The organism is Dyadobacter sp. HNCC25DJ186 (genome assembly GCF_056895235.1).
The window spans coordinates 75,711-101,323 of record NZ_JBXHAS010000004.1; the positions used below are offsets into that span (position 1 = coordinate 75,711).

Sequence of the window (25,613 nt, forward strand, 5' to 3'; positions counted from 1 at the left end):
TACCCAAAAATCCTGTCGTCAAATGACATTACGCCTAAAAAAACATAAAATTTGGGTAGAATTCTCAGAAATCAGAATGGCAGATCGTCATCATCATTTCCTGCTGCCATCGAAGGCGGGATCGGATCAGCGGACCTTGGAGCCTGGTTTTGTTTGGGAGCAGAAGACTGGGCGTAACCCTGATTTCCCTGATTATTTTCACCGCCGCCCGAGTTTGGCCCACCCAATAAAGTCATGCTATTTGCGCGGATCGTTACGCCGGATTTCTGAACACCTTCTTTGTCCGTCCAGTTGTCGGTACGGATTCTTCCTTCTATATATACAGAATTGCCTTTTTTAAGATATTTCTCTGCAACTTTTGCAAGTCCTTCCCATAATTCAATACGGTGCCATTCGGTATTTTCTACTTTTTCGCCGTTCTTATTAGTGTAAGAATCGGTTGTAGCAATACTGAATTTTGCAACTGCCGAACCGCTCTCCAGATATCTGACTTCCGGGTCGCTTCCTAAATTTCCAATAAGGATTACTTTGTTAACTCCTGCCATGATTTTGTGCGTTTGTGATGATTGTGGATAATTAAATTCAATATACCGGATATTAGTTCAAATATGCAAATTCAAATTTCGCATAAATATTTTGATGACCATTTCCAGTATTCTGAATCATTTTTCATACATCCTGCTCACTGATTTTTCCTGTAATTTTATTTTTCAGGATCAATTTGTTCCGTCCGTCGTGGGTCACTTCCTGTTTGATCAAATAATGTTCATCGTCATAGTCAACATAATTTGAAGGTTTCGTCACCCCTTCCTTTCCACGCCAAACCGGAAGTTCCACTTTCTCCCACAACTTGGTTTTTGAAGAACGATAGGCTGCGTCAATAACCGCATTCACAACATAACCGTCATAAAAAGTTTCGGCCGCATCACGCCCTTCCTCAGCCGCATTAAACATATCCGTGAACATGTGGTTATAACCAAGATCATTTACTTCATCGCCAACAGGAAAAAGCCAGCCGCTTTTACTTTCTGCTTTTTCAGCAACATAATCACCGCCACTCCCAGAAGTATACATTTCAAATCCTGTGCGCAGGAAGTTGTTGATCCAGATCGTCCCTTCCGTTCCCATCACCTCATCGCGCAGATCCATACCTCCGCGAAAAGTCCAGCTTACTTCAAATTGTCCGATCGCGCCGTTCTCATATTTCACCAAAGCGATTGCGTGATCTTCGGCGTCAATCGGTTTTACCTGCGTGTCTGCCCAGCACATCACTTCGACCGGACGAATATCTTTACCAATAAAATTCCTTGAAATTTCGATGCAATGGCAACCCAGATCCAGAATACATCCGCCGCCAGCCTGCTCGATATCCCAAAACCATTCGCTGTGCGGACCAGGATGTGCTTCTCTGGATTTTGCCCAGATAATTCTGCCCAGTGCTCCGGTTTTCACACTTTCCAGCGCCTTCAAAAATTTTGGACTGTAACATAGATCTTCCAGATAACCGGCAAAAATCCCTGCATCTTCCACAGCCTGCATCATACGAAGCGCCTCGTCGGCATTTCGTCCCAAAGGTTTTGTGGAAACTACGGCCTTTTTATGTTTTGCACATAGTATCACGGCCTCTTCATGAAGATTATTTGGCAGCGCAATACATACCATAGTAACACTCGGGCTGGAAATAATCTCTTCCATATTGGTGGACCAGAAATCACAACCATAATCATCCGCGAATTTTTTAGCACTTTCTTCCCGACGCGCATAAATCGAAACAACCCGGTCACGGCCACGCTGGCCATGAATAGATTCCGCATAAAAACGTCCGATAAATCCGGACCCGAGCATGGCAATTTTTTGCATAAAGATCAACAAGGTTAGGTGAATTGATATCTGGTAATCAAACCTTCGAAACTAAATAATATTTCGGTGCTCTGCACCTTGGGAAACCTTCTCTTTTCGCTTATTCCTACAAATATTGCAGTACTCTGTACCTGATATAAGTTAAGTGCAGAGTACCCAAATATTTGTAACATCCAATAATTTAAACCACTACAATTATTGCAGCTCTCCTTATCTGTGACTGGTGAGGGTGCAGAGCACCCAAATATCTGCAACAATCAATAATTTCTAAAACTACAATTATTGCAGCACTCTGTATCTGGAGAAGGTGCAGAGCACCTAAATATTTGTAGCAACCAATGATATCTACGGGTCAAAGGTGCAGAGCACCGGAATAACCTATTTATTTTCTCAATTCCTTGTTGGTTCTTGTTCCTATTCTTCGTTTTAAAAAGCTATTATATTCCTTTCAGAAACCGGATGACTTGGAACGATGTCGTCTTGAAAATAAATTAGCCACGAATGCACGAATTCCCGACGAATGTTCAACTGGAAATTCGTGAAAAATTCCTGTATTCGTGGCAAAAAAGAAAGTTTATAAAAATAACTCTTCTTTTAAAACTGTATCCATTAAAATTGGTTTCGGCAATTCTTCCACTTCACTTTTTGAATAAAATGCCATATCCTCCGGTAGATTTAAAACTTCATCTTCCTGAACGATAATCCACCAGAATCTTACCGTTAATCTTTGATGCGTCAATAAATGCGTATACTCTTTCAGAACCTGGCGAATTTGCCCCTTATTTTTCCAGTCTTCAAGAAAATTGTCTTTTGGCAAATCATCTGGCGTGTTGATATCAGAAGACGATTCAATTAAATAAAAATCATACAGTCCTTTCCAGATATCCTTTTTGAGCCGTTCATGCATGGCAAGACTGTCGCCTTTTTGTAAAATGAAATAGTTAAAATAACGGTTTTTCACCGCATTCTTTTTCATCTTGACCGGCAACTTGTTCTGCATATTGAATTCGTATGCATAACACATATAAGTGAAAGGGCAAACAGAACAATTTGGAGAAACGGGCACACACTGCAATGCGCCAAATTCGATCATCGCCTGATTATAGGTTGCAGGATCGTCCTGAGGAATAATCTGTTTTGCAAGATTTGTGAATTTATTTTTCGCTCCTGAACTCAAAATATCCGTAAAAATTCCAAACAGACGGGACATTACGCGATACACGTTTCCGTCAATCGCGGGCACGGCCTCATTAAAAGCAAAGGAGGCAATGGCTGCGGCGGTGTAAGCACCCAAACCTTTGAGTTTAGCAAGTTTCACAGCACTTTCAGGAAACTTCCCTTCCCATTCTTCCACAATGTACCTGGCCGTATGATGCATGTTTCTGGCTCTCGAATAATAACCCAAACCCTGCCAAAGCCTTAACACATCCCGCTCATCCGCAGCAGCCAGATCAAATACTGTCGGATAGTTAATAAGGAATTTTTCATAATACGGAGTTCCCTGTGCGACACGGGTTTGTTGTAAAATAATCTCTGAAAGCCAAATTTTATATGGGTCGGTCGTTTGCCGCCACAATAGCGGACGATGGTTTTCGAGATACCAGGATTTTAGTTTTGCGTTAAATTCAAGTAGTTGTAAATGATCGGGTAGCATAACGTTTTGACTTATATACACTGTTTTTTAACCAATTAGAAAAAAAATGAAAATGCTAACCTTTTAAATTATGGTAAAATTACCCTACCTTTGTGTTCCCAAAATTTGGAGGAGGAAATAAAGAAAAGAAATAATATCCACTTAAAGTAAATAATCAAAGTGACTAAGGCAGACGTAATCGCACAAATTTCCGAGAAAACAGGTGTAGACAAGGGCGATGTTCAACAAACGCTAGAATCGTTTTTCACCGTGGTAAAAGACTCGCTTGCAGAGGGTGAAAATCTATATGTTAGAGGTTTCGGTAGCTTTATCAATAAAAAGCGTGCCCGTAAAGTAGCTCGTAATATCTCACAAGGTACTTCAATGATCATTGACGAACATTTTGTACCAAGCTTCAAGCCGGCAAAAGTTTTTGTTGAGCAAGTTAAAGTGAGTGACAAATTGAAAGATCTGGCTGAAAAATAATTTGCCTTAATTAGGTTTGATTAAAACAGTATGAAAAAGTCTATAATTCTTTCTTGTGTGTTGGCATTAGCCTTGGTTGGAACTCTTTACAGTCTTCCGAAAGTGGTGGTTAATACAAAAGCAAAAGAAATGGACACCGAGAAGAGTGAAGTAGCGGCGGCACCTGGTGCTTCGGCCCCAACGACTCCGGCTTCCCAAACTCCCTCGAACATGCATGATGGAGCCACTTTATCCCCAGAACAACAAAAAAATGTTGATCAGCAGAGAAGTGGCTTCAATCAGGCAAGTGGAAAAGAAAAAATAGCTGCCGGATTAAAATTGTCCGACACGTTTTCCAAACTTCAAAAATTCGACAGCGCTGCACATTATGCAGAACTGGTAGCTCAGCTATCGCCTTCTATTGAGAATATCACAAGAGCAGGTGATCGTTATTATGAAGCATACGGATTTGCCGTTGATGATGCCAAAGCGAAAAGCCTTGGTAACAAAACACGGGAGTTCTACGGAAAAGCAATTGAAAAAAACCCAGGATTGCTGGCAGCGAAAGCCAATATGGCCATGACCTATGTGAATACAGAAAACCCGATGCAGGGAATTTTGATGTTACGTGAAGTGTTGGATACGGATCCTACAAATGAGTTAGCTTTGTTTAATCTGGGTATTCTGTCAATGCGTTCGAATCAGTACTCGAAAGCATCAGATCGGTTTAAACAAATTCTGACAAATAACCCGGCAAATACAAAAGCTAAGTTCTATTTAGGACTTACGCTCGTCGAGCTTGGGAAAAAAGAAGAGGCTCGTAAAGTACTGGCGGAAGTGAAGAAAGAAGAAAATGACCCGGTGATCCAACAAGCCATTGTGGAACTTCAGGAGCGTCTTGACAATTAAATAAGTAAAACAATTATTTTTTATTATATAAACGACATAAATTTATGCCTTGCGGAAAGAAAAGAAAGAGACATAAGATTTCCACTCACAAGAGAAAGAAACGTCTTAGAAAAAATAGACATAAGAAGAAATAATTGATATATGACCGGATCTCAATCAAATGGATCCGGTCATATTATCACTTACGAGATATATGTTGCCTGTCTTTAAATGTAAAGCAGGAGGTTGAGTATTAACTTTATATAGCCATTTGGTTGGTTGAACATTGAGTAACGAATTACTAATAAATTCTACTCAAAAGGGAGAGCGTATAGCCCTTTTGCAGGATAAACGTCTGTTAGAATACCACGTCGAAACACCGGATCAGAGCTTTACTGTTGGGGATATTTATCTTGGTACAGTAAGGAAACTTGTGCCTGGGCTTAATGCCGCGTTCGTTGACGTAGGATTTGAGAAGGATGCTTTTTTGCATTATCTGGATTTAGGACCGAACATCAACTCTCTTAATAAACTAACCAAAGATGTAATCTCCAAGCGCGTCAATTCCGGGAAGTTGAATAACTTCAAAATGGAACCCGAAATTGAAAAACTTGGTAAGATTGATAAAGTACTTTCTAAGAATCAGGCTATTCTGGTTCAGATTGTTAAAGAACCTATATCAACAAAAGGCCCCCGCCTGTCTTGTGATATTTCCATTGCAGGTCGTTACATCGTCTTGGTTCCTTTCTCAAATTCGGTAAACCTTTCCAAAAAGATTACTGACAAGCAGGAAAGAACGCGTCTGCAACGACTTATGTCTTCCATTAAACCAGCCAACTTCGGTGTAATTATCCGTACTGTTGCGACTGGAAAAGATGTTGACGAACTGAATAAAGATCTTCAGGACTGTCTGGATAAATGGGAAAATGGCATCAAAACGCTTCGTGATGCCAAGCCCCGTGACCGTGTGATCGGTGAAATGAACCGTGCATCTTCTATTATCCGTGACATGTTGAACGAATCGTTTGACAGTATTACCGTGGATTCAAAAGACGTTTATGAGGACATTAAAGCCTATATCCACAACATCGCGCCGGATAAAGAAAGTATACTGAAATTGCATAATGGCAAGAACAAGATATTTGAACAATTCGGCTTAGAGAAACAAATTAAATCACTTTTTGGCCGTTCGGTAAGTTTGCCAAACGGTGGTTATCTGATCATTGAACATACGGAAGCGCTACACGTTATCGACGTGAACAGTGGAAATAAGTCAAATTCGGAAGAAGATCAGGAAGCTACTGCGCTCAGTGTAAACATTGAAGCAGCAAAAGAAATTGCCCGCCAGTTGCGCTTGCGTGATATGGGTGGAATTATCGTTGTCGATTTCATTGACATGAAGAAAGCGGAAAACAAACGCGTTCTTTTTGACATGATGCGCGACGAAATGAAAGGAGACCGTTCAAAATATACGGTTCTACCGCTTTCGAAATTCGGGTTACTGCAAATCACACGTCAGCGTGTAAGACCCGAAATGAATATTGTTACCCGCGAAACCTGTCCTACTTGCGGCGGTACGGGAACGATTCAGGCAAGTATTCTGGTAACGGATATTATCTTGTCGAATCTGGATTATATTCTTTCAAAACAAAATGAACGCGGTATCACCATCGCGCTTCACCCGTTTATCCATGCCTATTTCACGAAAGGAATTATTTCTGAACAGGTGAAATGGCTTTTCCAATACAAAACCTGGGTTAAACTAATTAAGGATACCTCTCTAGGGGTTATTGATTTCAAATTCCATAACAAATATGGAGAGGAAATTGAGATTGTTCCGGGAAGCTAATTTATTGGCTTTCGGCGGTCGGCTATCAGCTTTCGGCGTTGGCTCGGTATAAGTTTTTGGTAATTCTGTTACTTTCCTTTCCAGGTTGGAGTTCGTTTTTCTTTGAAAGCGGCTGTGCCTTCTTTTGCGTCTTCTGATTTTAGGAGTAAATCTAATTGGGATTTAAGATAATTGTGACGATCATTTTCCGCTATATCCGATATATTTTGAAGTGCTTGCATTCCTGATTTGATGGCATAAGGTGCATTTGAGCAAATCAGATCAGCGAGATTATTGACTTCGTTTTCAATAACTTCCTTTTCTGCAATTTGGGTGACCAAACCTAAATGAAGCGCTTCTTCTGCCAAATAACTTTTACCGGTTATCGACATTTCAAGTATTTTTCTTTTTGGGATAAGGTCCAATAATGAAGCCATGACCTGCATCGGCCAAATCCCTCTTTTTACTTCGGGTAAACTGAAATTTGCTTCTGGTATACTTACAACAAAAGTGCATCCGCAGATTACCAAAAACCCTCCGGCAAAAACAGATCCTTCTACTTGTGCAATACTCGGCTTGTGTAAATTCGCAAAAGCATCGCCAAGTCTGACTTCTCCAAGTGGTTCAGGAAGTGTTTGATTTTTTTGATCTGCAGTTGAATCGTGAAGAGCGTTTAAATCAGCCCCGGCACAAAAGACCGGGCCTTCTGCTTTTAGGATAACACACCAAATTTCAATCTGACTTTTTGCATAAGCCAACGCAAATGCAATTTCACTGGCCATTGTTGGCGTGAAAGCATTTCGCTTTTCCGGCCGGCTTAGGATTATCTCAAATACATTTCCTTTCAAAGAAGTTTTGATATACAGAAACTGGACTGCATCAAATTTCGCGACGTCTCCTTCTTTGAAAAAAAGCATAATTGGCAAGTATTAATGTGAAATTACTTAGTCACAACTTCTTCCAGCATACTAATATATTGCAAAATACCTGCTTCGATTTCATGCAAATAAATAAATTCATTGGCTGTATGCGAACGTTCCGAATGTCCCGGTCCCATTTTCAATGACGGACAATCCAGCAATGCCTGATCTGAAGTGGTTGGCGAACCATAAGCATCTCTGCCTCTTTTTAAACCTGCCTGAACAATCGGATGTTCCATTGGTATACTCGAAGGACGTAAGCGAATAGAACGTGCACTTACCTCGGACTGAATATTTTCCTGAATCACTTCAATGATTTCTTCCAGGCTATATTGATCCGTGGCTCTTACATCGATCGTAAAAACACAAGTATCCGGAACTACGTTATGCTGTGTTCCGGCATTTATGATCGTTACCGACATTTTGATTGGCCCCAAAGTCGGGGAAACTTTTGGGAATTCGTAGTTACGTATCCACTCAATATCCTGAATGGCTTTATAAATCGCATTATCCCCTTCCTCTCTCGCCGCATGCCCTGACTTTCCTTTGGCAGTACAATCTAGTACCAGCAGACCTTTTTCCGCTACTGCCAAATGCATTTCCGTTGGTTCGCCAACAATCGCAAAAGCTATTTCAGGAAGCTCGGGAACAACAATTTCCAAACCTTCCTTTCCTGAAATTTCTTCCTCGGCTGTGGCAGCAATAACAATATTATAGGTTAAATCTTCGCGATCATAAAAATGACAAAAAGTAGCAATCAGCGAAACCAGACACCCCCCGGCATCATTACTTCCCAAACCAAAAAGCTGATCATCCTCTACCAGAGCCAGAAACGGATCAAGTGTCCAGGATTTATTGGGTTTAACTGTATCGTGGTGAGAATTTAACAGGACGGTTGGTTTTGTCGCATTATAATATTTATTGTAAGCCCAGATATTGTTCTTTTTAGTCTGGAAAGGAATCTCTTTTTGTCTGAAAAAATCCTGGATCAAGGCAGCTGTATGTTCTTCCTCTCTACTGAATGATGGTGTTTCAATCAGTTTTTTTAATAAAACAATTACTTCCTGCGTAAGTTTTTGGATATTTTCAGAATCAGTTCTGGAGGACATAGTTGGGCTTTCTGGTACAACAATATTTTGGGCAAAGGTATAAAAAGAAAAAATGCCACGAATGCACAAATTTTCACTTATACATTAGATTAATATTAGTGAAAATTCGTGCATTCGTGGCAAAAAATGAAATGGCTTACACCATACTCATTTCAAATATTAGTTTATTATGCCCTAATCTGCCCGTCACCTCTCACAACCCACTTCTCAGTAACCAGTTTTTCCAAAGCAAATGGTCCGCGGGCGTGCAATTTCTGCGTAGAAATTCCAATTTCAGCACCCAAAGCAAATACACCACCATCTGTAAAACGCGTTGAGGCATTGGCATAAACCGCTGCTGCATCAACTTCATTCAGGAATTTTTCAATCGCGACAGCATCTTTAGAAATAATCGCCTCCGAATGACTTGAAGAGAAATTATAGATATGATCAATTGCCGCATCTAATCCGTCGACAATCTTGATAGAGCATTTATAATCAAGAAATTCTCTTCCAAAATCTTCCGGTTCCGCTTTTTGCAAAAATGGATATTCTGCTTTTTGGAGAATTTCAAACGAAGTTTCGTCCGCAAAAATTTCAATGTTCCAATTTATAAAATCCTCTCTTAGCGTTGGTAAAAACGCCGCTGCAACTTCTCTGTCTACTAAAACTGTATCCAGCGCGTTACAAGCCGATGGGCGGGAGACTTTTGCATTTACCACAATATTCTTCGCCTTTTCAAGATCAGCTGTTTTCTCCACATACGTATGACAAACACCTGCTCCGGTTTCGATAGTTGGTACCAGCGAGTTTTTCCTTACAAATTGAATAAGTCCTTCTGAGCCACGTGGAATGATAATATCCACGTATTTCGTTGCAGTTAAAAGTTCGTTGACAAATTTCCTGTCAGTCGGCAAAAGCATTACCGCAGCTTCATCAATTCCCATTTCAGCCAGACTTTCATGTATCAGTCTAACCAGATAAGTATTTGAAAAATGCGCTTCTTTTCCACCTTTCAAAACGCAGGCATTTCCTGAACGCAGACAAAGTGATGCCACATCAAGCGTAACATTCGGTCTGGATTCATAAATAACACCAACTACGCCAAGCGGGACGGTCAGTTTTTGCAATGACATCCCCTGCTCTATTGTTTTTTCCAACAAAACCTCTCCCGTTGGATCCGGCAAAGCAGCCACATCACGCAGACTTTGTGCTAAATCTATAATCCTTTTTTCATTCAAAAGCAGACGGTCTTTTTTGGGGTCGGCATCATCCATCAGCACCAGATCTTTTTGGTTTTCTGTAATGATATAGGCCTTATTTGCCAAAACTTTTTCTGCCAAAGCATTCAGCAAGTCTGCTCTCTGTTTGTCAGATAATTTCCGAACTGCCACCGAGGCATCTTTCGTTGCTTTTAAAAGAGGTAATATAGATTCCAATTCCATTATAATAAAACGATATCGTTGGCATGCGCCACTTCAAAATTCAATGTTTTCAAATTCACTTTTATAGCACCCGAAGTTTCTCTGGCGCGGGCTACGGCGATCATTTCCTGCTCGGGAGAATATATTTCGATAATTTCCCCCGCTTCAAAGTCTCCGCTTACTTCTGTAACACCAACAGCCAATAAACTTTTTCTTTTCAATAATGCCTTAGTCGCGCCTTCATCTACCTGCAATCTACCTGAAACCAATCCTCCACTTCCCAACCAGCGGTTTCTTGCGGATAATGTACTTTTCTCCGGACTCATTTCTGTACCGGCTTTTCCTTCCAACGCTTTCAGCAATTCGTCCTCCTGTTTCATTCCAAAAATAAAAACCTTGATGCCCATACGGGTAGCAAGTTTGGCGAATGTTAATTTGGAAGCCATTCCGCCTAATCCGAGGAAAGATTTATCTGTCCTTACAAATTTAAAAACCTCATTAACATTGGATACGTTCCCGATAATATTGCCGTCTTCATCCAGCAATCCGCCCACAGAAGTACAAAACATCAATGTCTCTGCTCCGAATCCGACGGCAAGTAAAGTCGCCAGTTCATCATTATCCGAAAATTTCAACTCACGATCACTGACAACGTCATTCTCATTAACAATGGGAATAATATTGTTTTGCCACAATTCTTCAAACGTATTTTTCAGCTGCAAAAACTTGTTACGGTTGGCAAAATGCTGACGTTCACAAAGACTTTGCGCGATATAAATTCCATTCGGGGCAAAATAACTGGCATACAGTCCAACCAATAAAGGATTTCCGACAGATGCCGCCGCTTTCCGCTGCGTCATTGTTCCTTTGTAATCATTGATATAACCTTTTCCGGCACCCACCGCTCCTGATGAAACGATGATGATGCGATAGCTGGGATGAAGCAACGAAACCTGACGGGCAACTTCTGAAATAATCTTAACATCGGGCTCACCGGAAGGAAGCGTGATGGACGCCGTCCCGAACTTGATAACAAGAATTGGTTTTGACACTTTGTAAATACTTAAAATACTTCTTACGCTAAGACTAACTTTTTCAGGCTAAAATTACTTAGTTACCTGGTTATTAAAAAGCGGAATGTTTGGGAGAAGAAGTTTGCGTGGGATTTAGAAGGAATTTCCGATTCAATTGAAGCGCTTTTTTCAACTTTTCCATGTAATCAGTACGAGGAATTTCGATCGCTCCGTATCGCAAAACGTTATCGTTGATAAACTGTGTATCCAGTAACTGATATCCATTTACACGAAGAATTTCTATTAAATAATGGAAGGCAACTTTGGAAGAATTTGCCTCTTTATAAAACATAGATTCTCCAAAAAATACGCCCCCGATTGAAACGCCATATAATCCTCCAACCAGTTTATTTTCACGATAAGCCTCAACACTATGCGCATAACCGAGTTTATGTAAATTGGTATAGGCAAAAATAATATCGTCAGAGATCCAGGTTCCATCTTCCTGCGAACGAGGCGCAGCACAACCACGCATAACACCTTCAAAGTCAAAATCTACCCGAATTTCAAAAGTTCTTTTATTAATGACCGGGCGGAGTGACTTGTGCGGTTTGTATGAGTCTATAGGAATAACAGCTCTGGGATCGGGGGAATACCAATAGATTGTTCCATCCGGCTCTGCCATTGGGAAAATTCCATTGATGTATCCGTAAAGAAGATCGTCAGCTGTCAGGGTTGTCATTTCAAAAATTCATTCAAAATCATAAGACCGATGCAAGCTAAAAAATTTGTTGTTACGCCCGAATATTTTTTCCATGGGACGAACTATAAAAATATAATCCATGTTTCTTTCAAGTAACATTTTTTTTTACAAAATTTGCATCCTCTTAGACGGACCAACCAAGTCAAATGAATAGCAACGGCATACATACTGTTCTTCATACTACACCTTTCAGGTTTAGGTCCCCCAGGACCGTCTAACTCTTGTTTACCTATGTGGTAAAACTTCTATCCCCGTCTTTTTTAAATTTTTGAAACGTCCCATCGTAGTTTTCTGGGAATTTAATTTTTGTTTCGAACAATTTTTCGTCAGTACATTCATAAATGAAAAATACCGAAGTAGTAGGCAGTAAGTTTATTGTACAAGCTGCCAATGAAAATCATCTCCATTTTGCCGAAACAATTTGTGCAGAAATGGAAGAGAGTGCCAAAAAACGTGGTACTGGTATAGCAAAACGCTCTCCTGTTTATATCATGGAAAAAATGGTAGAAGGAAAAGCGATTATTGCCACTACTGACACGGGAGAATGGGTAGGTTTTTGTTATATCGAAACCTGGGAACACGGCAAATTTGTTGCCAATTCCGGTTTGATCGTTCATCCGAATTTCCGTCAGAGCGGGATGGCAAAAGCAATCAAGCAAAAAGCATTTGAACTTTCACGTAAAAAATACCCTGATGCCAAAATTATTGGTATCACAACCAGCTTGCCTGTAATGAAGATCAACTCTGATCTTGGTTATGAGCCTGTTACATTCAGCGAACTTCCTGCGGATGACGCTTTCTGGAAAGGCTGTGCAAGCTGTGTGAATTATGATGTATTAAGCCGTACGGGCAGAAAACACTGCTTGTGTACCGGCATGATGTACAATCCTGAAGATCACAAGGAAGTTGAGGCGAAACATGAAAAAGATTCATGGGATTTCTTGAAAGAATCGAGTCTTTACGAGCGATGGATGCGTATTAAACAACGTATCTTGTTGCGAAGGGAAGAACGTGCTAAAAAGAAAAATGCCGAGGCGATGCTCGTACACTAGGTACGGTACTCATATTATTGATTATTATATCATTCTAAATACCTCGCCCGGCAGCTTTTAAACTCCGATGCGAGGTATTTTTCGTTATATACTAAATTAAATAGAGATAAGGGAACAAGCTTTTCCCAATTCGGGAATACTTAAGTACTTTTACACACACAAAATGAGAATTTTTACCAGAAGCACACTTAGAGATTTTTGGGATAGATCGCCAGATGCAAGGCCCGCTTTGGAATTTTGGTATGACACGATCGAAAAAACAAATTTCAAAAGTCCTAATGAAGTAATCAAGTTCTTTAAAAATGCAGACATAGTAAGAAATGGAAGGGTTGTCTTTAATATAACCCATAATAAATACAGACTGATCGCAAAATTTGAGTACGAAAAGCAGTTTGTATTCGTCAGGTTTTTAGGAACTCATAATGAATACGATAAAATTGAAGATATTAAGAACATATAATCATTCAAAAGCAATATGAAAACACTTGCAATTAATTTGGATGACATCGTTATCAAACCGATTACAAATTCTGTGGATTTTGAAGAAGCATCTCAAATAATTGATGCTTTGGTAGATGCTGATTTATTGGAAGATCAAAAGCTTCGTAAAAGAGCATTGGATATTTTAGAAGCAGTTACCGTTTTGGCTATTGATTATGAAAAGAGACATTTTCCAATCCCAAAACCAGATCCAATAGAAGCAATTAAGGAACGAATGATTCAACTGCATTTGACTCGGAAAGATGTTGCTCCTTATTTTGGAGGAGAAAACAGAGTATCGGAGGTGTTGAACAAAAAAAGGAATCTTACAATAAAAATGATTAGGGAATTAAATAAAAATTTAGGAATTCCAGTCGATACGTTACTAACAGTCAGCTAAATACTGAACAATTTTTTCGGAAAGTTTAAATAGAACAAGAATCATATTAATAAATAGAATGTCACAGCCCAAAGTAGTATTAGCGTTTAGTGGAGGATTGGATACCTCTTTTTGTGTAAAATATTTAGCCGAAGATAACGGCTACGAAGTTCATTCTGTGTTGGTAGATACAGGTGGTTTTTCAGAAGAAGAGCTTAAAACAATTGAAGCAAATGCCTATTCATTAGGTGTGAAACATCACGCAACGATTTCAAAAACAGCAGATTATTATAACGATTGTATTAAATATCTGATTTTTGGTAATGTTTTGAAAAACAACACGTACCCACTTTCCGTAAGTGCAGAACGCGTTTTTCAGGCCGTTGCTGTTGCTGAATATGCAAAAGAAATTGGTGCGACTGCCATTGCACATGGCAGTACAGGTGCAGGAAATGACCAGGTTCGTTTTGATATGGCGTTCCGCATTATCATTCCGGAAGCTGAAATTATTACACCGATCCGTGATCTGAAACTTTCACGTGAGGCTGAAATCGAGTATCTGACTAAAAAAGGTGTTGGTCGCGAATGGGCAAAGGCAGCATATAGTATCAATAAAGGACTTTGGGGAACTTCGGTTGGCGGAAAAGAAACTTTGACATCTGAAAAATACCTTCCCGAAGAAGCATGGCCAACGCAGGTTTCTAAAACTGAACCTGAAACTATTACGCTGGAATTTGTTGAAGGTGAATTGAAAGGTGTTGCCGGTGAAACTTTTGAAAACCCGGTTCAGGCAATCCAGAAACTAGCAGCGATTGCGCAGCCATTCGGAATTGGCCGTGATATCCACGTAGGTGATACGATCATTGGTATCAAAGGTCGCGTCGGTTTCGAAGCTGCGGCTCCTTTGATCATCATCAAAGCGCATCATACACTTGAAAAGCACGTTTTGAGCGAGCAACAGCTTTACTGGAAAGAACAACTTTCTAATACCTATGGGACTCTTCTCCACAAAGGCCAGTTCGTTGAGCCGGTTATGCGTAATATTGAAGCGTTCTTATCTGATACACAGTCTCATGTAACCGGAAAAGTACATGTTCATCTTGCTCCATACCGCTTCTACGTAGAAGGAATTGAATCTCCATTTGATTTGATGTCTTCGAAATTTGGGAGTTATGGTGAAATGAACAACGCCTGGACAGGAGACGACGTAAGAGGATTCTCAAAAGTTGCTTCGAACCAGGTGATGATCTATCAGAAGGTAAGCGAGAGTAATGATTAAGGGTTAGAGGTTAGTGGCAATGATTGGAAAGTGAAAAAATCAAGTATTGCTAGAAAGTAATTTCCATAATGGATTAAAGCGTATTTCAGCAATATTTTCTAAATACTTTTAAGATGAGCAAGAGCGAACTTCAAAATGAGATTGTAAAAGCAACTGAAGAATTACCGGAATCGCTGGTAAAGGAAATTCTTGATTTTGCAGAATTCTTGATAAACAAGCAAGCAAAATTGTCTAATGAACAAATAAGATTGGAACTAGACAGCTTGTCTCAATCTGAAATCTCTCACTTAGAAGAAGAATTCACCGGATATAAATTAGCTTATCCCAAAATAAATGACTGACATTCCTCGGGAATATGTTGCCGATACTATGGCGGTAGTAATTTGGTTAGAGCAAAGAAAATTACCGCTTACAGTTACCGAAATATTTGAAATGTCAAATCATATTGATAGTAAAATATCAATTTGGATTCCTGCTATTGTCTTGGCAGAAATTGGATATTTGTTTGAAAAGGGAAGAATTGAAACTTCGCTTACAGATGTCCAGGCGCTAATAGCATTTAATAAGAGATTTAAAATAGCTGATCTAACAAATGAAATTATTCTCAAATCTTTTGAAATAAAAGATATTCCGGAACTGCACGATCGGCTGATTGCGGGAACGGCATATACATTTAATTGCCTGGTGTTAACAAATGATCCTAAAATTGAAAAATCGTCATTTGTAAAAACAATCTGGAAATGAACAAATTATGGACAATAAAATAAACATAGGCATCATCGGTGCTGCAGGATATACAGGTGGAGAACTACTAAGAATTGTCATTAACCATCCGAACGTAAATATTGCCTTTGCACATAGTAAAAGCCAGATCGGAAAACCGGTTAATGCTACGCATACAGATTTGCTGGGTGATACAGAACTGGCTTTTTCAGGAGAGGATATTCAAACTTTGTTAAATCAGGAAAGTTTGAACGCGATTTTCCTGTGCTCCGGTCACGGAGAATCGAAGAAGTTTCTGGATGAATATAACGTTCCTGAAACTGTAAAAATCATTGATTTGAGTACTGATTTCCGTGATGAATCCAATGGTTTCACGTACGGTTTACCTGAGCTTCAAAAGGAAAAAATAAAAACTTCTACCAAAATAGCTAATCCAGGTTGTTTTGCGACGAGTATTGAGCTGGCGATTTTACCGTTGGCGAATGCTGGTTTATTGAAAGACGATATTCATGTAAGCGCCGTGACAGGAAGTACTGGTGCTGGACAATCGCTTAGTGCGACAACACATTTTTCCTGGAGAAATAATAACCTGTCGATCTACAAGGCTTTCAGTCACCAACATTTGACAGAAATAAAAACCAGCCTGAAGAAATTGCAGGCTGGTTTTGACAAGGCAGTAAATTTTGTTCCCTATCGCGGTGATTTTACCCGTGGTATTATGGCCAATGTTTACACGCCGTTTTCAGGAACAATTGAAGAAGCGAAGACGCTTTATAAAAATTATTACGCTGAACATCCATTCACGCATGTAAGCGATTCGCCGATTGATGTGAAACAAGTGGTTAATACAAACAAATGTTTCATTCATTTGGAAGTACACGACGGTCAATTGTTGATAAGCAGCGTCATTGATAATTTAACAAAAGGTGCTTCGGGGCAAGCCGTTCAAAACTTGAACTTGATTTTTGGATTACCGGAAGATGCGGGATTAAGATTAAAAGCACCGTCATTCTGATTTTTGTTTAAACGCAGAGTTAAGGAGTTAAGCGCAGAGGACGCTGAAACTTATTCTCTGCGGCACTCCGCGTAAAAACTCATTTCCTCTGCGTTTAAAAAATATTACTATGTCACATTTATTTGATGTTTATCCACTTTACGATATAGAACCTGTAAAGGCTGAGGGCAGCTATTTATGGGATACGAATGGTACAAAATACCTGGATCTTTACGGCGGTCACGCTGTGATCTCCGTTGGACATTGCCATCCGTATTATGTCGATACGTTAAGCAAGCAGCTTCATGCGATTAACTTTTACTCCAACTCTGTAAAAATATCTTTGCAGGAAGAATTGGCTGAGAAGCTTGGAGATCTTTCAGGTTATCCTGATTATAAACTTTTCCTTGTAAACTCAGGTGCTGAGGCAAATGAAAATGCTTTGAAACTGGCTTCATTTCATACAGGTCGTTCAAAGGTAGTAGCCTTTACAAAAGCGTTTCACGGACGTACAGCAGGAGCGGTTGCGGCAACGGATAATCCGTCTATTGTAGCACCTGTCAACTACAATAAACACGTTACATTCCTGCCTTTCAATGACGTTGATGCACTTCAGGAAGGTATTACAGATGAAGTCTGTGCCGTAATCGTTGAAGGAATTCAGGGTGTTGGCGGAATTCAGGTGAGCAGTGATGCGTTTCTTCAAGCTTTACGTAAGCGTTGTGATGAAACCGGAGCTGTTTTAATTCTGGATAGCGTGCAATGTGGTTATGGCCGTACCGGGAAATTCTTCTCGCACCAGTTTAGTGGAATTCATCCTGATCTGATGACGATGGCGAAAGGCATGGGTAACGGGTTTCCAATTGGCGGTGTTTTGATTTCTCCGAAATTTAAGGCTAGTTATGGTTTGCTAGGTACCACTTTTGGTGGAAATCACATGGCGTGTGCAGCTGGTATTGCTGTGCTTGACATCATGAAAAATGAACATCTTTTGGATAATGCAACGGAGATCGGTGATTACCTGATGACAGGCATTAAAGAAATCGGCGGATACAAGGAGCTCCGGGGCCGTGGATTAATGATCGGAATTGAATACGATTTCCCGGTTAAAGATCTTCGGAATCAATTATTATTTGAGCATAAGATGTTCACGGGCGTTGCGGGAGCTAATACGATTCGGTTGTTGCCTTCGCTTGCGCTTGGTAAGGTCGAGGCTGATTTGTTTTTGGAAGCGTTAAGAACCGAGGTAACTAGCCTTTCTTAACCGCAATAGGCGCAATAGGTTTTCGCAATGGACGCAATGGATATTTTGAAAATAGAATTACGAAATAAATCTATTTTTTGCGCTCTATAATCATTTTCCTAACCGCAATGGATGCAATGGAAATTTTTGAGAATAGAATTGCAAAACAAATCTATTTTTGTGCTTTGAAAGTACATAAGACGTTGGGGCCAGGCTTACTGGAATCTGCTTATGAGGAATGTCTATACTATGAAATTAAAAAGGAGGGTCTTTTGGTTGAAAAGCAAAAAGCACTTCCCCCTAATATAAAGATATCAGGCTTGAAGTCGGATATAGAATAGATTTATTGGTGGAGAATTGCGTTATCGTAGAAATTAAAGCTGTTGAGGCTCTTAACGATGTGCATACTGCCCAGTTATTAACTTATCTAAAACTAACGAATTGCAAACTTGGACTATTGATTAATTTCAATGTCGCGTTAATAAAAAACGGTGTCAAAAGATTGGCAAACGGCTTATAATTTTATTGCGTCCATTGCGAAAACCATTGCGTCCATTGCGGTTAAAAACAATATTAATGAAACATTTTCTTTCACTTGCAGACGTATCAGATCTTAATCGCCTTATCAACAGCGGGATTGAAGCGAAACGTAATCCTTTTGCTGACGAAACACTTGGCAAACACAAAACCATTGGTTTGATGTTTTTCAATTCAAGCTTACGCACCCGTATCAGTACTCAAAAGGCAGCTGCTAATTTGGGTTTGAATGTGATCGTGATGAATGTTGGGCAGGACAGCTGGGGACTCGAAATGGAAGAAGGTGTCATCATGAATGGTACCAAGGCTGAGCATGTAAAAGAAGCAGCGGCAATTATGGGACGTTACTGCAATATCATCGCAATCCGTTCTTTTGCAGAACTTGAAGATCGTGACAAGGACTACGCTGAAACTGTTTTTCAACAATTCAAAAAATATGCTGAGGTTCCGATCGTAAATCTGGAATCGGCCACGCGCCATCCGCTACAATCACTGGCAGACTGCATCACCATTGAAGAATTTAAAATCAAGGAACGTCCGAAAGTAGTTTTAACCTGGCTACCTCATTTTAAGGCACTACCCCAGGCCGTTGCCAATTCCTTCTGCGAATGGATGAATCCAATGAATGTGGAATTGGTGATCACACATCCCGAAGGATATGATCTTGATCCAAAATTTGTTGGTAAAGGACAGGTTATCTACGACCAGGACAAAGCGTTGGAAGGAGCCGATTTTGTTTACGGAAAAAACTGGTCGTCATACGAGCATTATGGTCAGGTATTAACACAAGATCCTTCCTGGATGATCACAGAGGCCAAAATGGCTTTGACAGACAATGGGAAATTCATGCATTGCCTTCCACTCAGACGGAACATGAAAGTGGCTGATGAAGTATTGGACGGCCCTCGTTCACTGGTGATTGAGCAGGCGGCAAACAGAGAATGGTCGGCGCAGGCTGTTTTGAAAGAAATTTTGTTAGGTCTGAACGCATAAAACTTTTCATTTCCTGAACTTTGTAGACGCCCGGTATAGTTATATTATTTAATAACAAATCCCGCTGTAAAATATCTAAAAATGAATACCGAAACGCTGACAAATCCATCTTTACCAAAAGAAAAACCTGTGGGAAAAACAGGCGTTTTGATCGTAAACCTGGGCACTCCGGATAGTCCTTCCGTTCCTGACGTTAGAAAATATCTGCGTGAATTTTTAATGGATGAACGCGTTATAGACATACCGTACCTGAATCGCTGGCTGCTGATCAATTTAATCATCGCCCCTTTTCGCGCACCGAAATCGGCAAAAATTTACCAGGAACTTTGGACACCGGAAGGATCGCCGTTGAAGATTTATGGAGAGTCTGTTGAAAAAAAATTACAGAAGGTTTTGGGTGATGATTTCGTGGTGAAACTGGCCATGCGTTATCAAAGTCCAAGTATTGAGAACGGACTGAATGAGCTCAGAAAACTCTGTCTTTCTGAAATTATCGTTATTCCTTTTTTCCCTCAGTATGCTTCGGCCTCCACGGGTTCTGTTTACAAAAAAGTAATGGAAGTGGTGAAAGACTGGGAAGTTTTACCTGAAATTAAATTTATCAACCGCTTCCTGGACCATCCAAAATTTGTTGAAGGTTTTGTAAATCTTGGCAAAAAATACATGGCTCAACGTGAATATGACCATTTTGTTTTTAGCTATCACGGAATCCCGGAAAGACAAATTACAAAAGGCGATGTTGCAAATTATTGCCAGTTCGGTACTTGCTGTGATACATTAAACGAGAAAAACCAGCATTGTTATCGTGCTCAATGTTACGAAACAACCAGACTTTTCGTAAAAGGAATGGGAATTCCGGAAGGAAAATATACCGTAGCTTTCCAGTCAAGACTTGGAAAAACGCCGTGGATTAAACCTTACACGGATGAGCTCATCCCGGAACTGGCAAAAAAAGGAGTTAAAAGTGTGCTGGCATTTTCTCCAGCCTTCGTTGCCGATTGTTTGGAAACGACCATTGAAGTAGGTGAAGAATATAAGGAGATTTTTGAAAAAGAAGGAGGTGAACACTGGCAATTGGTGGAAAGTCTGAATGACAGTGATATCTGGATTGAGGCGTTGGAGGATATGGTTCGGAAGGCGTAATTTTTCAGGTCAGGTCTTGTCAGGGAATGGATATTAGTAGTCAAGAGATTGTCATTTTTTGTCAGGGGTTGTCAAGGATTGAGTGAATTAACTAAGAATAAGATTCTATAAACAAAAAGAAGCCAACTTTACGGTTGACTTCTTTTTGTTTATAGACTTAATTATTTTATCAGCTTTTTATAACATTACTGATTCTTTCCGATAAAGTTCTGCCAGTGTTTCCACTGCATAATCAACTTCCTCCGATGTATTATATTTCCCGAAGGAAAAACGAACATTTGCCCGGTTCGGATTGATTTGAATCTCTGTTAAAACGTGGGATCCAACATCTGTTCCGCTTGCACAGGCACTTCCTCCCGAAACTGCTATACCCGCAATGTCCATGTTGAAAAGCAGCATATCGCTTAATCCCGAAGGAGGCAAACTGACACTTAAAACTGTATATAAACTTTCACTCAGCAAATCCGATTTTCCGTTGAATGAAACGCCTTCGATATTCTCCTGAAGCTTATGAATCATTCTCGTTTTAAGGTTTTCAATATGCGCACGATGCTGATCCATATCGCGGTATGCTATTTCAAGTGCTTTCGCCAAACCTACAATTCCGTATACATTTTCAGTTCCGCCACGCATGTTACGCTCTTGTGCACCGCCGTGTACGAATGGAAAAATCTTCGTTCCCGGTTTCACATATAAAAATCCGATACCTTTTGGACCATGAAATTTATGAGCCGAACCAACAATGAAATTGGTCTTCAACTGCTGCAAATCATGTTTGTAATGACCCATAGTCTGAACCGTATCACTATGAAAAATGGCATCATAATGTTTACACAAATCACCAACGGCATCAAGATCCAATAGATTTCCGATTTCATTATTTCCATGCATCAAGGAAACAAGTGAGCGGGAATTTGTTTGTAAAAGTGTTTCCAGATGTGCCAGATCCACTTCGCCTTGTTCATTCAGATTGACAAAACTTAGTTGGATATGGCCGGATTTTGCCAAATGCTCCAAGGTGTGGAGCACGGCATGATGTTCAATTTTCGAAGTAATGGCATGTTTCAGGCCAAAAGTTTCGATGCTTGAACGAATGGCTGTATTGTCTGCTTCCGTTCCGCCGGATGTAAAAAAGATCTCGGCAGGTGCAGCATTTAATATACCTGCTACACTTTTCCGCGCTCTTTCCACGGCAGAACGAACTGCACGTCCGTAAGAATGGATTGAAGAAGGATTACCATAAGTCTCTGTCATCAGAGGTAACATGGTTTCCAAAACTTCCTGATCCAGACGGGTCGTGGCAGCATTATCAAAATAGACTTTCATTATTTATTTTTCGGTTCTGAAATTATTTCCTTGATATCGGAAATGATTTTATTTGCCAGATTTACAGCCGTTGTTAACGTTTCAGATTCTGAATAAATACGAATAATCGGTTCCGTATTTGATTTACGCAAATGAACCCATTCCCGGTTAAATTCAATTCTTACTCCGTCAATGGTACTCAATGGCTGTTTTGAATATTTTGTTTGAATACGGCTCAGAATATTATCCACATTAATATCCGGCGTTAATTCAATTTTATTTTTTGAAATGTAATAACTTGGATAAGACTTGCGAAGCACGGAAGCCGTCTTTCCAAATTTAGCCAAATGAGTCAAAAATAAACCAATTCCTACCAACGCATCACGGCCATAGTGACTTTCAGGATATATAACTCCGCCATTTCCCTCACCGCCAATGATTGCATTATTTGCCTTCATTGTTGTTACTACATTCACCTCACCCACAGCAGAAGCAAAATATTCGCCGCCCGCTTTTAAGGTTACATCTTTTAAAGCCGCCGTAGAAGATAAGTTTGAAACAGTATTTCCAGGTGTATTTTTAAGAACATAATCAGCAACTGCAACCAGGGTATATTCTTCACCAAATGGCGATCCATCCTCACAAATCAAAGCAAGACGGTCAACATCAGGATCAACGACGATACCCAGATTAAACGAACCATCCTTTAATTCTTTGCTGATATCCCGCAAATGTTCAGGGAGTGGTTCCGGGTTGTGTGCAAAATTACCTGTCGGCTCACAGTGTAATTTCTTAATATTTTTCGTTTCAACACCTAGTGCTTCAAGCAACATCGGAACCACAATTCCACCTGTTGAATTCACAGCGTCAACGACAATTTTAAAATTGGCAGCTTTGATCGCTTCAACATCCACCAGGGATAATGAAAGAATATGATCAATGTGTTTTTGAAGATAAGTGTCGTCGGCACGATAACTTCCGAGTTTTTTTACGTCAGGAAAAAGAAAATCTTCTTCATCAGCAATTCTCAGAATCTCAGTTCCTTCCTCTTCTGAAATAAATTCTCCGTCGTGATTAAGCAACTTTAAAGCATTCCACTGAATCGGATTATGGCTTGCTGTAAGAATAATTCCTCCCGCTGCTTCCTCGGCCGTAACCGCAATTTCGACTGTAGGCGTCGTGGAAAGCCCTAAATCGATAACGTTAAGACCTACACCTTGTAGGGTACCCGCCACCAAACGGCTTACCATTTCGCCCGAAAGCCTGGCATCACGTCCGATAACTACTTTTAAATTTTGTGGATTTGTCCTCCTCAACCAAGTGCCATATGCAGCAGCAAACTTAACAACATCAATTGGAGTCAGTGCATCTCCGGATTTCCCTCCTATTATCCCTCTGATTCCTGATATAGATTTGATTAACGTCACGATCTGGTTTTCCTCTGTTTGTTACGATACAAAAATAACAAATTTCCGGCGGTCTAGCGGATTATTTGACAAAACAATCGAAGATTTGACCGACGGGTTTATTTAAATTATACCAACTCAATGTCCACATGGGTTACAAGCGTCGACTGAGCTGAACCTCTAAAAAATCCCATAACCGGTGCAAGCTGATTAAAATCTGCCGAAGCACCCAGACTGATATGGTTATTGGCAATTACTTTTCCCTCGGTCGGGTCAAAACCGCGCCACCCGGCACCAGGCAGATACACTTCAACCCAGGCGTGCAGTTCATGCGCCTGCATTGGATTTCCATACAGATAACCGCTCACAAAACGCGCTGCGATTCCTAAACTTCTGCATGCTGCAATAAACAACCTGGAATAATCCCGGCAGGAGCCAATTTTATCTTTTAAAGTAGCATCAGGCGGATATGCAACTCCAAATTCTCTATTCTGATAGGTAAAAGTTTCTGCTATGAATTTACTGAGTTCCACAAGAAAAGGAACTGTTTCCCAATTCACCTCGGCTGCGATTTTTCGGGCAAACTGTTCAACATAAGTAGTGACGTCGTCACGATTCAAGTAAGGAATCAGATATTTGTAAATTCGGTTATCGTATAAAAACGGAATGTTTTTTGTGATAAATGGGAAAAGTACAAAGTCGAATACATTAACGAAATCAGAACAAACCGTCATTTCAGCCTGTACAGTCAACTTGTTGACCGAACCTTTGAAGAAGTGAACTACCTGCTCAACGTTTCCTTCCGCGTCAACATTTTTTATAACGTTGGACGGAATGGGATTTATCACCAGCGAGTAATTCAATACGCGCTGGTGAGGATATGCCTTGGGATATAGATAAAGTGTATGAGAATCCAGTTCAACTGGGAAATCGTAACTATAATCAAGCGAATGACGAACTTTAAGATTCATGGAGTTTTCCGGATTATAGCAAAAAAGACAGTGCTATGAAGTAATTATAAAACCCCTGACCAACTGCGATTGGTTCAATTCATCCATTGGCTTTTTAAATGCCCGGAAGTCTGACTCATCGACTGGCTTTGCGACTTTTCTGTTTCCAGGCCAAAATACATGTCAAAAATAGCTTTGTCTACTTCATTATTATTCGTCTGAAAACGATCCAGATATTTATGAAGGCTCATTTTAAATACATCTTCTACCTCGGTAAATTCCAATTCGCTGCGCATCTTGCTCAACGCCCGCTCGGCAGCATTTGTATGTCCTCGTTCAGGAATAGAACCTGCAATTGCATACAGGGAAAGTTCGGCTTGACGAACTGAATATGCTATGGAACGAGGAAATAATTTGTCAAGAATTAAAAATGCAACAATGTTCATCGGCGTCAAAGCGCGGTGTGTCTGGCGATACATGTTGTATGCACTAACAGACTTCAAAACTGCCGTCCACATCATCAGGTCCAATGTTGAACCGTTGGTACCGGTATCCTGTAAAAGTGTAAAATATTTTACATCAAGAAATCTCGAGCATTTATCTGCGCGTTCAATATGGCGGCCTAAGCGCCCAAAATGCCATGCTTCGTTACGCGTGATAGATGAATCCACGACACCGTGAAACAGCTGGCAATTTTTACGAATATCCGTAAAGAAAGACTGCATGTGATCCATATTCCTGAAATCATCAGGAGAAGTGCCGCGGATAGTCAGATAAAATGTATTGATACTTTCCCACATTTCTTTTGAAATTGTTTCACGAATCGTCCGGGCATTTTCCCTTGCTTCGTAAAGACAACTTACAATAGAATTCGGATTACGTTTATCAAAAGTCATGAAATGGATCACATCCTCTTTCGTTGGCTTATCGTAATGCTTGTAAAAAAGAAAGTGGTCGGCAGTGGCAATAAGAAGCGGCTCCCATTGCTCATCCACGTCAGGAGGAAGGTCAAGTGCCAGGTTAAAATTCACTCCGACAAAACGGGCATAATTTTCAACCCGCTCAATATAACGATTCATCCAATAGATTGAATTAGCAACTCGACTAAGCATAGGCGGCAAATAATTGTATTTAAATTTAGTTATTTCAGAATATTAGCATAGTGTTAAAGTCAAAATACCTAATAATATTTCGCAAAAACAAACTACTACGAAAAATAATAGAATTCCTTGACAGAGTAATATTTT

25 protein-coding genes and 1 pseudogene are annotated in these 25,613 nt (G+C 40.1%); 14 read left to right on the forward strand and 12 right to left on the reverse strand.

Annotated elements, in window-relative coordinates:
• Positions 1-71: 71 nt before the first annotated feature.
• The 3 genes from AC1XUO_RS14065 to mutY all read right to left on the reverse strand — a co-directional run bounded on the left by AC1XUO_RS14065 (position 72) and on the right by mutY (position 3,514).
• Positions 72-545: a single-stranded DNA-binding protein gene (locus tag AC1XUO_RS14065; RefSeq protein WP_483330463.1), complete on the reverse strand. Its 474-nt coding sequence runs from the start codon at positions 543-545 to the stop codon at positions 72-74.
• Between the two features lie 124 nt (positions 546-669).
• Positions 670-1,860 (reverse strand): Gfo/Idh/MocA family protein, encoded by a 1,191-nt coding sequence (locus AC1XUO_RS14070; protein ID WP_483330464.1) that lies wholly within the window; start codon positions 1,858-1,860, stop codon positions 670-672.
• 574 nt (positions 1,861-2,434) lie between these two features.
• A complete protein-coding gene (gene mutY, locus AC1XUO_RS14075) occupies positions 2,435-3,514 on the reverse strand; it encodes an A/G-specific adenine glycosylase (protein WP_483330465.1) in 1,080 nt (359 codons plus the stop codon).
• Between the two features lie 159 nt (positions 3,515-3,673).
• On the opposite strand from mutY, the gene AC1XUO_RS14080 reads away from it, so the two are divergent.
• From AC1XUO_RS14080 to AC1XUO_RS14090, 3 genes are all read left to right on the forward strand, one after another.
• On the forward strand, positions 3,674-3,979 hold the full coding sequence (locus tag AC1XUO_RS14080) for an HU family DNA-binding protein (protein WP_090341329.1): 306 nt from the start codon (positions 3,674-3,676) through the stop codon (positions 3,977-3,979).
• Positions 3,980-4,009: 30 nt separating this feature from the next.
• Entirely contained in the window at positions 4,010-4,867 is an 858-nt protein-coding gene (locus tag AC1XUO_RS14085) for a tetratricopeptide repeat protein (protein WP_483330466.1), read from the forward strand.
• A 265-nt stretch (positions 4,868-5,132) separates the two neighbouring features.
• On the forward strand, positions 5,133-6,695 hold the full coding sequence (locus AC1XUO_RS14090; protein WP_483330467.1) for an Rne/Rng family ribonuclease: 1,563 nt from the start codon (positions 5,133-5,135) through the stop codon (positions 6,693-6,695).
• A gap of 68 nt (positions 6,696-6,763) precedes the next feature.
• Here the strand turns inward: AC1XUO_RS14090 and AC1XUO_RS14095 are convergent, their stop codons facing one another.
• The 5 genes from AC1XUO_RS14095 to aat form a co-directional block, all read right to left on the reverse strand.
• Positions 6,764-7,591, reverse strand: coding sequence for an enoyl-CoA hydratase/isomerase family protein (locus AC1XUO_RS14095; protein ID WP_483330468.1), 828 nt, complete (start codon positions 7,589-7,591; stop codon positions 6,764-6,766).
• Between the two features lie 23 nt (positions 7,592-7,614).
• Positions 7,615-8,703 (reverse strand): M20 family metallo-hydrolase, encoded by a 1,089-nt coding sequence (locus AC1XUO_RS14100; protein WP_483330469.1) that lies wholly within the window; start codon positions 8,701-8,703, stop codon positions 7,615-7,617.
• 167 nt (positions 8,704-8,870) lie between these two features.
• Positions 8,871-10,121 (reverse strand): glutamate-5-semialdehyde dehydrogenase, encoded by a 1,251-nt coding sequence (locus tag AC1XUO_RS14105; RefSeq protein WP_483330770.1) that lies wholly within the window; start codon positions 10,119-10,121, stop codon positions 8,871-8,873.
• Between the two features lie 5 nt (positions 10,122-10,126).
• Positions 10,127-11,158: a glutamate 5-kinase gene (gene proB / locus AC1XUO_RS14110; RefSeq protein ID WP_483330470.1), complete on the reverse strand. Its 1,032-nt coding sequence runs from the start codon at positions 11,156-11,158 to the stop codon at positions 10,127-10,129.
• A 73-nt stretch (positions 11,159-11,231) separates the two neighbouring features.
• On the reverse strand, positions 11,232-11,861 hold the full coding sequence (aat, locus tag AC1XUO_RS14115) for a leucyl/phenylalanyl-tRNA--protein transferase (RefSeq protein WP_483330471.1): 630 nt from the start codon (positions 11,859-11,861) through the stop codon (positions 11,232-11,234).
• A gap of 362 nt (positions 11,862-12,223) precedes the next feature.
• On the opposite strand from aat, the gene AC1XUO_RS14120 reads away from it, so the two are divergent.
• From AC1XUO_RS14120 to hemH, 11 genes and pseudogenes are all read left to right on the forward strand, one after another.
• On the forward strand, positions 12,224-12,934 hold the full coding sequence (locus AC1XUO_RS14120; RefSeq protein WP_234647974.1) for a GNAT family N-acetyltransferase: 711 nt from the start codon (positions 12,224-12,226) through the stop codon (positions 12,932-12,934).
• Between the two features lie 163 nt (positions 12,935-13,097).
• Positions 13,098-13,394 carry a type II toxin-antitoxin system HigB family toxin gene (locus tag AC1XUO_RS14125; RefSeq protein ID WP_483330472.1) on the forward strand — a complete coding sequence of 99 codons (297 nt, stop codon included), beginning with the start codon at positions 13,098-13,100 and terminating at the stop codon, positions 13,392-13,394.
• Between the two features lie 15 nt (positions 13,395-13,409).
• On the forward strand, positions 13,410-13,814 hold the full coding sequence (locus AC1XUO_RS14130; RefSeq protein ID WP_483330473.1) for a helix-turn-helix domain-containing protein: 405 nt from the start codon (positions 13,410-13,412) through the stop codon (positions 13,812-13,814).
• A gap of 58 nt (positions 13,815-13,872) precedes the next feature.
• The gene (gene argG / locus AC1XUO_RS14135; protein WP_483330474.1) at positions 13,873-15,072 is read left to right on the forward strand and encodes an argininosuccinate synthase; all 1,200 of its coding nucleotides are present in this window, start codon (positions 13,873-13,875) and stop codon (positions 15,070-15,072) included.
• A 113-nt stretch (positions 15,073-15,185) separates the two neighbouring features.
• Positions 15,186-15,413, forward strand: a complete 228-nt coding sequence (locus tag AC1XUO_RS14140) for a DUF2281 domain-containing protein (protein WP_483330475.1) — start codon at positions 15,186-15,188, stop codon at positions 15,411-15,413.
• Positions 15,406-15,816, forward strand: coding sequence for a type II toxin-antitoxin system VapC family toxin (locus AC1XUO_RS14145; protein WP_483330476.1), 411 nt, complete (start codon positions 15,406-15,408; stop codon positions 15,814-15,816). The genes AC1XUO_RS14140 and AC1XUO_RS14145 overlap by 8 nt, the downstream gene beginning before the upstream one ends.
• A 7-nt stretch (positions 15,817-15,823) precedes the next feature.
• Positions 15,824-16,810, forward strand: coding sequence for an N-acetyl-gamma-glutamyl-phosphate reductase (gene argC, locus AC1XUO_RS14150; RefSeq protein ID WP_483330477.1), 987 nt, complete (start codon positions 15,824-15,826; stop codon positions 16,808-16,810).
• A gap of 109 nt (positions 16,811-16,919) precedes the next feature.
• Positions 16,920-18,053, forward strand: a complete 1,134-nt coding sequence (locus tag AC1XUO_RS14155) for an aspartate aminotransferase family protein (RefSeq protein ID WP_483330478.1) — start codon at positions 16,920-16,922, stop codon at positions 18,051-18,053.
• 116 nt (positions 18,054-18,169) lie between these two features.
• Positions 18,170-18,477: pseudogene (locus tag AC1XUO_RS14160) on the forward strand (GxxExxY protein); the annotation flags it as partial.
• A 131-nt stretch (positions 18,478-18,608) separates the two neighbouring features.
• The gene (locus AC1XUO_RS14165) at positions 18,609-19,562 is read left to right on the forward strand and encodes an N-acetylornithine carbamoyltransferase (protein WP_483330479.1); all 954 of its coding nucleotides are present in this window, start codon (positions 18,609-18,611) and stop codon (positions 19,560-19,562) included.
• Positions 19,563-19,643: 81 nt separating this feature from the next.
• Positions 19,644-20,705: a ferrochelatase gene (hemH, locus tag AC1XUO_RS14170; protein WP_483330480.1), complete on the forward strand. Its 1,062-nt coding sequence runs from the start codon at positions 19,644-19,646 to the stop codon at positions 20,703-20,705.
• Between the two features lie 177 nt (positions 20,706-20,882).
• Here the strand turns inward: hemH and AC1XUO_RS14175 are convergent, their stop codons facing one another.
• The 4 genes from AC1XUO_RS14175 to AC1XUO_RS14190 all read right to left on the reverse strand — a co-directional run bounded on the left by AC1XUO_RS14175 (position 20,883) and on the right by AC1XUO_RS14190 (position 25,478).
• Entirely contained in the window at positions 20,883-22,031 is a 1,149-nt protein-coding gene (locus AC1XUO_RS14175) for a cysteine desulfurase family protein (protein WP_483330481.1), read from the reverse strand.
• The gene (glmM, locus tag AC1XUO_RS14180; RefSeq protein ID WP_483330482.1) at positions 22,031-23,437 is read right to left on the reverse strand and encodes a phosphoglucosamine mutase; all 1,407 of its coding nucleotides are present in this window, start codon (positions 23,435-23,437) and stop codon (positions 22,031-22,033) included. Before glmM ends, AC1XUO_RS14175 begins: the two co-directional genes overlap by 1 nt.
• A gap of 107 nt (positions 23,438-23,544) precedes the next feature.
• Positions 23,545-24,387 carry a transglutaminase family protein gene (locus tag AC1XUO_RS14185; protein WP_483330483.1) on the reverse strand — a complete coding sequence of 281 codons (843 nt, stop codon included), beginning with the start codon at positions 24,385-24,387 and terminating at the stop codon, positions 23,545-23,547.
• Positions 24,388-24,461: 74 nt separating this feature from the next.
• Complete coding sequence (locus AC1XUO_RS14190) at positions 24,462-25,478, reverse strand: alpha-E domain-containing protein (protein WP_483330484.1); 1,017 nt, start codon at positions 25,476-25,478, stop codon at positions 24,462-24,464.
• Positions 25,479-25,613 lie beyond the last annotated feature (135 nt).